The 12,486-nt window shown below is 69.7% G+C and carries 13 protein-coding genes; 7 read left to right on the top strand and 6 right to left on the bottom strand.

Annotated elements, in window-relative coordinates:
• Nucleotides 1-34: 34 nt before the first annotated feature.
• A complete protein-coding gene (gene mbp1 / locus RJ05_RS12620) occupies nucleotides 35-277 on the bottom strand; it encodes a microaggregate-binding protein 1 (protein WP_036537241.1) in 243 nt (80 codons plus the stop codon).
• Nucleotides 278-474: 197 nt separating this feature from the next.
• Here mbp1 and RJ05_RS12615 point away from each other — a divergent pair, with 197 nt between their 5' ends.
• Both RJ05_RS12615 and RJ05_RS12610 read left to right on the top strand, forming a co-directional pair.
• Nucleotides 475-705: a hypothetical protein gene (locus RJ05_RS12615; RefSeq protein WP_036537239.1), complete on the top strand. Its 231-nt coding sequence runs from the start codon at nucleotides 475-477 to the stop codon at nucleotides 703-705.
• Between the two features lie 5 nt (nucleotides 706-710).
• A complete protein-coding gene (locus RJ05_RS12610) occupies nucleotides 711-944 on the top strand; it encodes a metallothionein (protein ID WP_036537238.1) in 234 nt (77 codons plus the stop codon).
• Between the two features lie 33 nt (nucleotides 945-977).
• Here the strand turns inward: RJ05_RS12610 and RJ05_RS12605 are convergent, their stop codons facing one another.
• Nucleotides 978-2,444: an aminotransferase class I/II-fold pyridoxal phosphate-dependent enzyme gene (locus RJ05_RS12605; RefSeq protein ID WP_036537183.1), complete on the bottom strand. Its 1,467-nt coding sequence runs from the start codon at nucleotides 2,442-2,444 to the stop codon at nucleotides 978-980.
• 72 nt (nucleotides 2,445-2,516) lie between these two features.
• Between RJ05_RS12605 and RJ05_RS12600 the strand changes: the two genes are divergently transcribed.
• On the top strand, nucleotides 2,517-3,626 hold the full coding sequence (locus RJ05_RS12600; RefSeq protein ID WP_036537181.1) for a glutamate--cysteine ligase 2: 1,110 nt from the start codon (nucleotides 2,517-2,519) through the stop codon (nucleotides 3,624-3,626).
• Between the two features lie 151 nt (nucleotides 3,627-3,777).
• Here the strand turns inward: RJ05_RS12600 and ptsP are convergent, their stop codons facing one another.
• Entirely contained in the window at nucleotides 3,778-5,463 is a 1,686-nt protein-coding gene (ptsP, locus tag RJ05_RS12595) for a phosphoenolpyruvate--protein phosphotransferase (RefSeq protein WP_036537180.1), read from the bottom strand.
• A gap of 144 nt (nucleotides 5,464-5,607) precedes the next feature.
• On the opposite strand from ptsP, the gene RJ05_RS12590 reads away from it, so the two are divergent.
• From RJ05_RS12590 to RJ05_RS12575, 4 genes are all read left to right on the top strand, one after another.
• Nucleotides 5,608-6,375, top strand: coding sequence for a DeoR/GlpR family DNA-binding transcription regulator (locus RJ05_RS12590; RefSeq protein WP_036537179.1), 768 nt, complete (start codon nucleotides 5,608-5,610; stop codon nucleotides 6,373-6,375).
• On the top strand, nucleotides 6,372-7,322 hold the full coding sequence (gene pfkB / locus RJ05_RS12585) for a 1-phosphofructokinase (protein WP_036537177.1): 951 nt from the start codon (nucleotides 6,372-6,374) through the stop codon (nucleotides 7,320-7,322). Before RJ05_RS12590 ends, pfkB begins: the two co-directional genes overlap by 4 nt.
• 13 nt (nucleotides 7,323-7,335) lie before the next feature.
• The gene (locus RJ05_RS12580; protein WP_036537175.1) at nucleotides 7,336-9,402 is read left to right on the top strand and encodes a PTS fructose transporter subunit IIABC; all 2,067 of its coding nucleotides are present in this window, start codon (nucleotides 7,336-7,338) and stop codon (nucleotides 9,400-9,402) included.
• 69 nt (nucleotides 9,403-9,471) lie between these two features.
• Nucleotides 9,472-9,729 (top strand): HPr family phosphocarrier protein, encoded by a 258-nt coding sequence (locus RJ05_RS12575; RefSeq protein ID WP_036537174.1) that lies wholly within the window; start codon nucleotides 9,472-9,474, stop codon nucleotides 9,727-9,729.
• Nucleotides 9,730-9,783: 54 nt separating this feature from the next.
• On the opposite strand, the gene der is transcribed toward RJ05_RS12575, so the two are convergent.
• The 3 genes from der to RJ05_RS12560 all read right to left on the bottom strand — a co-directional run.
• Entirely contained in the window at nucleotides 9,784-11,196 is a 1,413-nt protein-coding gene (gene der, locus RJ05_RS12570; protein ID WP_036537172.1) for a ribosome biogenesis GTPase Der, read from the bottom strand.
• Nucleotides 11,193-11,870, bottom strand: a complete 678-nt coding sequence (gene cmk, locus RJ05_RS12565; protein WP_036537236.1) for a (d)CMP kinase — start codon at nucleotides 11,868-11,870, stop codon at nucleotides 11,193-11,195. Before cmk ends, der begins: the two co-directional genes overlap by 4 nt.
• Nucleotides 11,871-11,935: 65 nt before the next feature.
• The coding region (locus tag RJ05_RS12560; RefSeq protein WP_036537171.1) for a pseudouridine synthase at nucleotides 11,936-12,486 on the bottom strand (551 nt) is incomplete at its 5' end.

The raw sequence follows: 12,486 nt of genomic DNA, 5'->3' as shown, positions 1-12,486 counted from the left end.
CGCTGTTCGTTACCACCGATTCGAGTCGACGGGCTTATTCGCCCTGATGCGACCGCTGTCGCGCCTCGTCGAGATCGGCTTCACGACGCTGCTTTTCGGCTTCGGCCTCCTTCTTGGCGGCCTCGCGCTGAGAATCGGCCTTCTCCTGCTGCGCACGGCCTTCATCGCGCAGCTGGTCGTTACCCATTACCGTCCCGGCGGTCTCCTTGACCTTGCCCTTGACACCTTCGACGACGCCTTCGACGCCCTCGCGGGGACCGCTGTTGGACTCCGACACGATAGTCACCTCCGTGTTATCGGTTCCTGCTGGACAGTCGCCGCATACCCGGTATGAGCGGGCTCAATCCGAGCGTGGCCGCCATCACGGCGTCGTGTTTGTTCCGGCGGACGCCGGGTAGCGCCTCGGTGACGGCGAAATGCGCCGTCGAGGTCATCACCGACGACGATCAGTACCGCCCAGGAGGTGCGGAAACAATGGCCATCGAACAGGAAACCGGGCACATCACCGGAACCAAGGACAAGGACTACAACCTCATCTGGTTCGCCGAAGCCTCGATGAGCAACGCGCTGCGGATGGAGGTCTACTGTCAGGACGCCGAACGCGCGGGCGACACCGAACTGGCCGAATTCTTCCGGCGCGCCCAGGGCGAGAGCCGCAAGGGCGCCGAGCAGGCCAAGGCGCTGCTCGCCAAGCGCTTGAGTTGATCACCATGGCGATCTGCGATACCTGCGGCAACGACTACGACAAGGCCTTCACGGTCAGTCGTGACGGGCAGTCGTGGACGTTCGACAGTTTCGAATGCGCCGCGAACCGGCTGGCACCCGCCTGCGCGCACTGCGGGTGCCGGGTGCTCGGGCACGGCGTCGAAGCCGCCCAGCAGGTCTACTGCTGTGCGCATTGCGCCCGCCGGGCCGGCCACGACGCGCTCGTGGATCACGCGTAAGACCGGTATCCGGCGGGCTCGGCCGGTGGCCGATCAGCGTCGCGCGACGACGCGGATGGTGCGCAACGACTGGTCGGCGGCATCGGGGACGTTCATCCCGGCCGCCACCCCGGATCGGAGGTAGTCCACCACCGCGTCGTCGATCAGCTCGCCCGGTACCACCACCGGAATACCCGGCGGGTACGGGGTGAGCTGCTCGGCGGCGATCCGGCCGGACGCCTCGGCGGCGGGCACCGATTCCAGCGGGCCGAAGAACGCATCGCGCGGCAACATGACCGTCTCCAGCTGGATCTCCGACGGTGACGGCAACCGGATCGGCGGCGCCGCGTCGCCGGGATCGAGCTGCTCGCGCCAGGCCCGCACGCCTTCCACCAGTGCGTCGATGCTGGTGTCGTCATCGACCATGGACAGGGTCGCCAGGATCCTGCGGTGATCGCTGAGTCCGAGGTCGAGCAGGCGGTGCTCACGCAGCCAGTCCGCGGCCTGATAACCGGTGGCGCCGGTGCCCTCGATGTCCATCAGCACCTGCAACCGGTCCAGGTCGTGTGAGGCCTGATGACCGAGCAGCACGTCATCGAGCACCTCGATATCGGGGATCTGATCCAGTTCCCGGCGCGCACGTTCGGCGACTCGCAGTGCGGCGCCGAGCAATTCGCGGCCCTCCTGCACCATCTGCCTGCGCCAGCCGTCCAGCGCCGAATAGATCAGCACATTGGGGCTTGTGGTCATCAACAGGTCCGCGCAGGCACTCAACAGCGCGCGGTCGATGAGATCGCCCTGGACGTGGAACACCGAGCCCTGCTCGAAGCCCATGCCCATCTTGTGCACGCTCACCACGCAGACGTCGGCGCCCACGTCCATCGCCCAGGTCGGCAGGTCGGGATGGAACGGCAGGTGCGCACCCCACGCCTCGTCCACGATCAGCGGCTTGCCGCGTTCATGACAGACCTCGACGATGCCGGCCAGATCGGCGCAGGTGCCGTACGGGCTCGGACTGACGATGAGCGCACCCGCCGCGTCGGGGTGGCGTTCCCAGGCCTCACGCACCTGCTGCGGCGACGGCGGATGCGACATATGCCGTTCGGCGTCCCAGCGGGGCGTGATCCAGCGTGGTTGCACCCCCGAGAACACCAGCCCGGCCACGATCGACTTGTGGCTGTCCCTGGCGACCAGCAGCCCGCCGTCCTTGCCGCCGGCCACCGCCATCATCGCGGCCTTCACCGACAGCGAACTTCCGCAGGTGGAGAAGAAGGTGGTCTCGGCGCCGACCGCTTCGGCCATCAGCGCTTCGGCGTCGGCCAGATAGCCACCGCGCATGAGCCGGTCGTCGAGTCCTGGCCCGGCGAGTACGTCGGAGCGGAAAGCGTCGAGGCCGATGGTCTCGGCGACCCGTTTGTCGATGCCGCGTCCCTGCCGATGACCGGGAGGTGTGTACCCGTATCTGCCCGCGCGCCGGTACTCGGCCAGCGCGTCGAGCAAAGGTGCTCGTGCATGGTCCATGCTGGTTGTCCTACCCGATCGCCCCGGAAATATGTCGGCACCTGCCGTGAGCGAGGCGAGTAACCTACGAGAATGGACGCGGCCTCATCGTCAGTCGGCGTTGAAGAGGAATTTCTCCTGGCGGATCCGGACAGCGGCGCACCGGCGGCGAAAAACGTCGAGGTGGCCCGGTCCGCGAAGGACATCGGTATCGATCTGCAACTGGAATTGACCCGCTGCCAAGTGGAGACGTGCACCGGCGTGCACACCGACACCGGCGAATTGCTCGCCGAATTGCGCGCCCTGCGCGGCGGTGTGGCCGGCTGTGCCCGCGAACACCACACCCACCTGCTCGCGGTCGCGATTCCACCGACGGTCCCCGAACAATTCCCGGTCACCGATACCCCGCGCTACCAGCGGATCGCCCGCAGTTTCGGGATGCTCGCCCATGAACAGGGCCTGTGCGGCTGCCATATCCATGTCGGGGTACCGGATCGGGAGACCGCCATCCAGGTCAGTAATTTCCTGCGGCCCTCGCTGCCGATATTCTTGGCGCTCACCGCCAATTCCTCGATCTATCGCGGCTCCGACACCGGCTATGCCAGTTGGCGCAGCGTGCTGTGGCGGCGCTGGCCGAGTGCCGGGCCGCCACCGTATTTCGCCGACGCCGACGCCTACGACGCGATGGTGGACATGATGCTGTCCAGCGGCAGCATTCTGGACAAGAAAATGGTCTATTGGGATATCCGGCCCTCGATCACGTTCCCCACCGTCGAGATCCGGGTCAGCGATGTACCGGCGACGGTCACCGAGACGGCCATGCTGGCCACTCTGGTCCGCGCGACGGTGATGACCGCGCGCGCCGACATCGATCGCGGCCGGCGCGCGCCGATGGTGTCGGCGGAGGTGCTGCGGGCCGCGTACTGGAAGGCCGCGCGGTCCGGACTTGACGGTGACGGCGTCGACCCGCTCGACTGCCGGGTAGCACCCATGCGAACGCTGCTCGGCGAGCTGCTCGACCGGGTCGGCCCGGCGCTGACGGCGCTGGACGCCGACGGCTTCGTCCGCGAGACCATCGGCGTGGTACTCGAGCGCGGGAACGGTGCGCACCGCCAGCGGGCGGCCTTCCACGCGCGGGGTGAGATCCATGATGTCCTCACGGTTTTGCAGGACGCCACGCTCGAAGGGTGTGTGCCGGCGTAGCTCGAAGGCACCGCATCGGCTGAGCTCGGTGTCAGCGCATCGGCACAGCGGCGAGCGCGGGCCGCACGGTCCTCGATCGCTCGCGCCGGCCCCGATGGGCTCGCTTCGGCTTGCTGCGACCGACGACCGTCGGCGAGCTTATTCGCTGAGGTCAGTGCAGGATTCGCCGTGCACGCTCGCGGGCGTCATGCGGGGCGGTCGCTTCGAGCACCGCGGCGGCGGCGGATTCGCACTCGGCCAGCGTGACCGCCGCCAGCTGCGCCCCGACACCGGCGACCGCGGGCGCGGCCGCGGACAACGACGTGACACCGAGCCCGGTCAGCACGCACGCCAGCAGCGGATCGGCCGCGGCTTCACCACACACGCCCACCGGTTTGCCCGTCCGCCTGCCCGCGGCGGCGGTACGGGCCACCAAGGCCAGCACGGCCGGCTGCCACGGATCGGTCAGCGCCGCCAGATCCGGTGACATCCGGTCGGCGGCCATCGTGTACTGCGCGAGATCGTTGGTGCCGATCGACACGAAGTCGACCTCGGCCAGGATGGCGTCGGCCAATAGCGCCGCGGCGGGCACCTCGATCATCACCCCGGCGATCAACCCCCTCCCCCTGACCTTGCTCGCGAACGCGCGAGCTTCACCGACGGTGGCGATCATCGGCGCCATCACCAGGGGCGGAGCGGCGCGTCCCGCGGACGCGGCGGCGATGGCGTCGAGCTGACGGTCCAGGATGCCGCTGTCGCGGGCGGCGATGCGGATACCCCGCACGCCGAGCGCCGGATTGGCTTCCTCGGGGTGGTCGGCGAAACGCAACGGCTTGTCCGAGCCCGCGTCCAAGGTGCGGATCACCACTTTCGCGGCCGGATAGGCGTCGAGCACCGCGCGGTAGATGCCGGCCTGCTCCTGCACCGATGGTTCGCCATCTCGGTCCAGAAAACACAATTCGGTGCGGAACAGGCCGATGCCCTCGGCGGGTGTCTCGGCTGCGGCCCGCGCACCCGCGCCGTCCTGGACGTTGGCGAGGATCTCGACGCGGTGGCCGTCGCTGGTGGCGCCGGGGCCGGTCCAGCGCGCGTTTCTGGTGGCGGTCGCGCGGTAGTCGGCGACGGCGGCAAGCGCGAGGGCCTGGTCCGGATCGACGGTGACGGTGCCCGCCGCGCCGTCGATCAACAGTTCGGCGCCGGCCTGGACCTCGTCCAGGCCGGCCACCGCGACCACGCAGGGGATGCCGAGCTGGCGGGCGATGATCGCGGTGTGGCTGGTCGCACCGCCGAGCGTGGTGGCCAGTCCGACGATGCGGGCGGGGTCCAAGCCCGCGGTATCGGCAGGCGCGAGGTCGCGCGCGATGAGGATCGACGGACGGTCCGGGGCCGGGACGCCGGGCTCGGGCAGTCCGAGCAGCTCGGCCACCACCCGATCGCAGACGTCGCGCAGGTCGGTGACCCGTTCGGCCATCACCCCGCCGAGCTTGGTGAACATCGCGGCGAACTGTTCGGTGGCCGCGGCCGCGGCGGCGGGCGCGGCGAGGCCGGTGGCGATCAGCTTCTCGGCCGCGCCGAGCCAACCGCGATCGCCGGCCATGGCGGCATTCGCCGCGAGCACCTCGGCCGCCGCCCCGCTCGCGGCACCGGAGCGGGCCCGCAGTCGCTGCGCGACCGCCTCCGCCGCCGCGTGCAGGGCAGTGATCTCCGAGGCCCGATCGGGCTCCGAAATCGTGTCCGATCGGGCATCGATTGTCGCCCGCGGATTAGGCCGGACCGCGGGCGCAGCTGCCACGCCCGGCACCGCCGGCGTGCCGCGCAGAACCGATTCAGCGGCCTCTAACTGCTGTGATCGGCTCATTTGCGGGTCTCCTTCGCACCGAAATCGGACTGTGGTGTTCATATCACCGATGGAGTGGATGTGATCCAGAATACTCCACACCATTGACAAAGCAACACACTCAGACGTAAAACAACATAAACCAACATCGGCAGGAGGATCGGGATGTACGCAGAGGAGCGGCAGCAGGCCATCGCCACCCTGGTGGGGCAGCGCGGTCGCGTGTCGGTGACCGATCTGTCCGAGCAGTACGGCGTCACCAGTGAGACCGTGCGACGAGATCTCGCGGTACTGGACCGGATGGGCCTGGTGCGCCGGGTGCACGGCGGCGCGGTTCCCGCCGCCGCCCTCACCGCGATCGAACTGGGCACCTCCGAACGCGAAACCGCGCACACCGCCGAGAAGGAGCGCATCGCCAAGGCCGCCGTGGAATTCCTGCCACCCACCGGCGGCAGCGTGCTCTTCGACGCGGGCACCACCACCGCGCGGGTCGCCGCGCTGCTGCCCGCCGACCGCGAGCTGGTCGGGGTGACGAACTCCCTGCCGGTGGCGACCCGGCTCAGCGGTCACGCCGGTGTGCAGTTGCATCTGCTCGGCGGGCGCGTGCGCGGGGTCACCCAGGCCGCCGTCGGCGCCGAGACATTGCGCGTGCTCGCGGGTTTGCGAGTCGACATCGCGTTCATCGGCACCAATGCGCTCACCCCCGCGCACGGCCTGTCGACCCCGGACGTGGACGAGGCGGCGGTGAAGCGGGCCATGGTCGCCAGCGCTCATCGCGTGGTGGTGGTGGCCGATTCCTCCAAGATCGGCCGCGAGGACTTCGTCCGCTTCGCCGGCATCGACGAGATCGATGTGCTGGTCACCGATTCCGGGATCCCCGCCTCGGTGCGCAAGGAACTCGACGGCAGCGGTATCGAGGTGGTGGCGGCATGATTGTCACGCTGACCGCGAATCCGAGTATCGACCGGACGGTCACCCTGGCCGAACCGCTGCTGCGCGGCGCGGTGCACCGGGCACGCGGGGTCGCCACCCATCCGGGCGGCAAGGGTGTCAACGTCTCCCGAGTGGTCGCCGCCGCCGGAGTTCCCACCGTCGCGGTGCTGCCGGGCAACGCCGACGATCCCCTGCTGCGCGCGCTCACCGACGCCGGCATCGAGCACCGCAGCGTCCCGACCGCCGGCTCGGCCCGCATCAATCTCACCGTCGCCGAAGCCGACGGCACCACCACCAAGATCAACGAGCCCGGCCAGCCACTGACCGCCACCGCCCAGCAGGCGCTGGCCGATCTACTGACCGACCTTGCCGCACAGGCCGATTGGGTGGTGCTGTCGGGTTCGTTGCCGCCCGCTGTGCCCGAGGACTGGTACGTCGAGTTGATCGAACGCCTGCCCGGCACGCGCGTCGCCGTGGATACCTCCGATGCCCCGCTGCGCGCGCTCGCCGACCGAACCCTCTCGGCCGCACCGCAATTGATCAAACCCAATGCCGAAGAGCTCGCACAACTCACCGGCGCACCGGCCGAGGCCCTGGACCACCCGCTCGCCGCGGCCCGCGCGGCTGCCGCACTCGTCGACCGTGGAATCGGTGCGGTCCTGGCGACGCTCGGCGCGGCGGGCGCGGTCCTGGTCACCGGCGAGGGGGCCTGGCATGCCGCCGCGCCCACCATCCGCCCTCGCAGCACGGTCGGAGCGGGCGATTCCGCCCTCGCGGGCTACCTGCTCGCCGACCTGGCCGGCGCCACCCCCGCCGATCGGCTCCGTCAGGCGGTCGCCTATGGCAGCGCGGCAGCGGCGCTGCCCGGTACCGGCCTGCCCGGCCCGCACCACACCGACCCCGACGCCATCCCGGTGACGTCGCTGGACCTCCTCCCCCATTCCTGAAGGGCACGAAGCGATGGCCGACTCGATCATCATCCCCGAAACGATCACGCTCGACGCCGATCTCGGCACCTCGAAACAGGCCGTGATCGCCGCTCTCGCGCAGCGTCTCACCGACGCGGGCCGCGCCGCGGACGCCGCCGCCCTCACCGCTGCCGCCCTGGCCAGGGAGGAGCAGTCGGCCACCGGCCTGCCGAACGGCCTGGCCATCCCGCACTGCCGAGCGGCCACCGTCACTGCCGCGTCTCTCGGTTTCGCCCGCCTCGCCCCGAAGGTCGACTTCGGCGCCCCCGACGGCCCCGCGGATCTGGTGTTCCTGATCGCGGCACCCGAGGGCGCGGGCGCCGAGCATATGAAACTGCTGTCGAGCCTGGCTCGGGCACTGGTCAAACCGGAGTTCGTCGGCAGTCTGCGGACCGCCGAATCACCGGAGGCGATTGTCGCGCTGGTCAATTCGGCAATCGCGCCGGCACCGGGCGCCGCAACCAGCTCGACCGATAGGCCTGCTACGACTCCCGATTCCGCAACGTCAACGGCCGCACCAGCACCCGTGCCGACATCCTCGACCGACGGTTCGGCAGCGCTGTCGGCATCGACCGCTACTGCGGCCGAGTCTTCCCCCCGCTCCATCGTCGCCGTCACCGCCTGCCCCACCGGCATCGCCCACACCTACATGGCCGCCGACGCGCTCGTTGCCGCTGGTGAGCGAGCGGGTGTGCGGGTCCAGGTCGAAACCCAGGGTTCCAGCGGCACAACAGCACTCTCGGCCGCCACCATCGCCGCTGCCGACGCGGTCGTCCTCGCCACCGACGTCGGGGTGAAGGGCCGGGAACGTTTCGCGGGCAAACCGGTCATCGAATCGGGCGTGAAACGAGCCATCAACGAGCCCGACGCGATGATCGCCGACGCGCTGCGCGTGGCCCGCGATCCCGCCGCCGCCCCGGCGACGACAACGGCACCGGAAGCGGAGCCCGCATCGCTGGGCTGGGGCACCCGGTTGCGCCAGATCCTGCTCACCGGCGTCAGCTACATGATTCCGTTCGTCGCGGCGGGCGGTCTGCTGATCGCGCTCGGTTTCCTGGTCGGGGGCTACGAGATCGCCGACAACGCGTCCTCGATCGTGCTGGACAACTCGCTCACCTCGCTACCGCCGGGCGGATTGGCCACCTATCTCGGTGCGGTGCTGTATCAGCTGGGTTCGCTCGCGTTCAGCTTCCTGGTGCCCGCGCTGGCCGGCTATATCGCCTTCGCCATTGCCGACCGGCCCGGTCTGGCACCGGGTTTCACCGCGGGCGCGGTGGCCGTGTTCGTCGGGGCCGGGTTCCTCGGCGGCCTGGTAGGTGGTCTGATCGCCGGCTTCGCGGCATTGTGGGTGAGCCGGATTCCGGTGCCGCAGTGGGCCCGCGGGCTGATGCCGGTGGTGATGATCCCGCTGTTCGCCTCGCTCATCGTCGGTCTGTTGATGCTCACCGTGCTCGGCAAACCACTCGCGGTGGTCACCGAGAGCCTGACCGATTGGCTCAACGGGCTGTCGGGCACGTCGGCCGTCGCGCTCGGCGTCATCCTCGGCCTGATGATGTGCTTCGACCTGGGCGGGCCGGTGAACAAGGCCGCGTACTCCTTCGCCGCGGCGGGCCTGTCGGTGAACGACCCGGCGACGCTGAAGATCATGGCCGCGGTCATGGCGGCGGGCATGGTGCCGCCGCTGGCGATGGCGCTCGCCTCGACCGTGCTGCGGCCGAGCCTGTTCACCCCCGCCGAACGCGAGAACGGCAAGGCCGCCTGGCTGCTGGGCGCCTCGTTCATCTCCGAAGGCGCCATCCCGTTCGCCGCCGCCGACCCACTGCGGGTGATCCCGTCGATGATGGCGGGCGGCGCGGTCACCGGCGCGCTGGTGATGGCGACCGGGGTGACGTTGAGCGCGCCGCACGGCGGAATCTTCGTCTTCTTCGCCGTCGGGCAGATCGCCTGGTATCTCGTCGCCCTCGCGGCGGGCACCGTCACCGCCGCGGTCTGCGTCACCGCCGCCAAGGCCGTCGGCCGCACCCGAACGAGCACCGATGCGGCGCTCGTCGCCGCCTGAGCACCCGAAAGCCGCACCTGGCACCCGTCCACGCTGCACACTCGTATCCACCCCAACCAAGGAGTAGAAATGCCGAGCACCACCGTCACCGTCGGTTCCTCGATCGGCCTGCACGCCCGCCCCGCCGCACTGATCGCCGAGGCAGTCGCCGCGTCCGGCGTCCCGGTCACCCTCGCCCTGCCCGGCGGTGAACCCGTGGACGCGGGCTCGTCGCTGATGATCATGACCCTCGGCGCCACCTGCGGCACCGAGGTCGTGGTCACCAGCGACGATCAGCCGACGCTGGACAAGATCGTCGGCATGGTCGCCAGCGATCTGGACGCCTGAGCCGGCTACTGCGACCGTGCAGCGGCCCGGCCCGGTGCGGACGGGCCCGCGGCGCTACTTCCGTGGCCGCTTCTCGCGCACCCGCACCGAGATCCGCACCGGTGAGCCGTCGAAACCGAATTCCTCGCGCAGCCTGCGCTCCAGGAATCGGCGGTAGCCCGCCTCCAGGAAGCCGGTGGTGAACAGCACGAATGTCGGCGGACGGGTGGTGGCCTGGGTGGCGAACAGGATGCGCGGCAGCCGCCCGCCACGCATCGGTGGCGGAGTCGCGGCAACGACTTCCTTGAGCCAGTTGTTCAACCGGCCGGTCGGAATGCGCTTGTCCCACGATTCGAGCGCGGTTTCCATCGCGGGCACCAGCTTCTGCACCGCCCGGCCGGTGTGGGCGGAGATATTGACCCGCTGCGCCCACGGCACCCGCACCAGCTCGCGGTCGATCTCCTTTTCCAGCTGCAAGCGGCGGTCCTCGTCGACCAGATCCCACTTGTTGAACGCCAGCACCAGCGCGCGACCGGAATCGGCGACCAGACTGATCACCCGCAGATCCTGTTCGGTGATCGGCTGGGAGGCATCGATCAGCATGATCGCCACCTCGGAGGCCTCCAGCGCCGACTTGGTGCGCAGCGAGGCGTAGAACTCGGTGCCGCTGGCGGTGGACACCTTGCGGCGCAGGCCCGCGGTATCGACGAATTTCCAGATCTTGCCGCCCAATTCGACCAGCGTGTCGACCGGGTCGACGGTGGTTCCGGCGACATCGTGCACCACCGAACGCTCATCGCCTGCCAGCTTGTTCAGCAGACTCGACTTGCCGACGTTCGGCTTGCCGACCAGCGCCACCCGGCGCGGACCGGTCCCACCGGTGCCCTCACGCGGCGTTTCCGGCAGCACCTCGAGCACATCGTCGAGCAGGTCGCCGGTGCCGCGGCCGTGCGCGGCCGACACCATCCGCGGCTCACCGAGACCCAGCGACCACAGCGTGGCGGCATCGGCCTCGACGCGCTGATCGTCGACCTTGTTGGCGACCAGGATGACCGGCGTCTTGGACCGGCGCAGCACCTTCACCGCGGCCTCGTCGGTCGCGGTGGCGCCGACGGTGGCGTCGACGACGAGCAGGATCGCATCGGCGGTGTTCATCGCCAGCTCGGCCTGCCTGGCCACCGACTGCTGCAACCCTTTGGCGTCGGGTTCCCAGCCGCCGGTGTCCTGCACCAGGAATCGGCGGCCGGCCCAGTTCGCCTCGTAGGAGACGCGGTCGCGGGTCACGCCGGGAATGTCTTCCACCACCGCCTCTCGACGGCCGAGAATCCGGTTGACCAGCGTCGACTTGCCGACATTGGGCCGTCCGACGACGGCGAGGGTCGGCATCGCGATATGTTCGCCCGCCTCCAGCTCACCGTCGAGATCGGTGATCTCCCAGTCGGATTCGTCGCTCCACACGCCGTCGCCGGCGAGCACGTCCTCGGTCATTTGGCCTCTCCCGTCGTGCGCACCGAAACCTGCTGCGCGACAACGCGATACAGCTCGTCGATGACCTCGTCCATGCTCAGTTCGCTGGTGTCGACCAGCACCGCGTCCGCGGCCGGGCGCAGCGGGGACACCTTGCGGGTGGAATCGAGGGTGTCGCGGCGCTGCACGTCGGCCAGCACCGCGGCGTAGTCGTCACCCCGGCCCTCGGCGATGTTCTGCTGATTGCGCCGCTGGGCCCGCGCTTCGGCGGAGGCGGTCAGATAGATCTTGGCGTCGGCGTCGGTCAGCACGACGGTGCCGATATCGCGGCCCTCGACCACGATCCGTCCCGCCGACACCGCGATCTCCCGCTGCAACGCGACCAGCGCCTCGCGCACCTCGGGCACCGCCGACACCGCCGACACCGCCTTGGTGACCGCGTCGCCGCGGATCTCATCGGAGACGTCGGCGCCGTCGAGCTGGATCAGCTCGTGGCTGGGATCGGTGCCGATGGTCAGCGGCAGATCCGCCACCGCGGCCGCGATGGCCGCCGGATCGGTCAGGTCGACGCCCGCGCGCAACACGCGCAGCGTCGCCACCCGGTACATCGCGCCGGTGTCGAGATAGCGGGCGCCCAGCCGGGCGGCCAGCCGGCGAGACACGCTGGACTTGCCGGTTCCCGACGGCCCGTCCATCGCCACCACCAGCGACGAGGACCCCGACAGCTGTTCGGGCACCTCGACCGCGCTGTCCACACTGTTCACAACGACACCGCCTCGTAGAGTTTGCCGATTTCATCGCGGCCGAGCACTCGCAGGGTGCCCGGTCGTTGATCGCCCAGCGCCACCGGGCCGATATCGGTGCGCACCAGCCGCGTCACCGGATGGCCGACCGCATCGAGCAGCCGGCGCACGATGTGCTTGCGCCCTTCGTGCAACACGATCTTGACCAGAGAGCGTCCCTCGGCGATATCGAGCACCTGGAAGCGGTCGACCTTGGCGGGCCCGTCCTCGAGTTCGACACCGTCGCGCAGCTGCTTGCCGACCGCGCGGTGCACCTCGCCGTTGACGGTCGCCAGGTAGGTCTTGGACACCTCGAACGAGGGATGCATCAGCCGATGTGCCAGATCGCCGTCGTTGGTGAGCAGCAGCAGCCCTTCGGTATCGGCGTCCAGGCGCCCGACGTGGAACAGCCGCTGTCCGGCCGCGATGCGTTCGGCGACGATATCGCCGACGCACGGCCGGCCGAGATCATCCGACATCGTCGACTGCCAGCCCTTGGGCTTGTTCAGTGCCAGATGCACCAGCTCCT

The sequence above is a fragment of the Nocardia cyriacigeorgica NBRC 100375 genome (assembly GCF_000308555.1).
Taxonomy (GTDB): Bacteria; Actinomycetota; Actinomycetes; order Mycobacteriales; family Mycobacteriaceae; genus Nocardia; species Nocardia cyriacigeorgica.
This window is presented reverse-complemented; position numbering and strand designations above follow the sequence as displayed.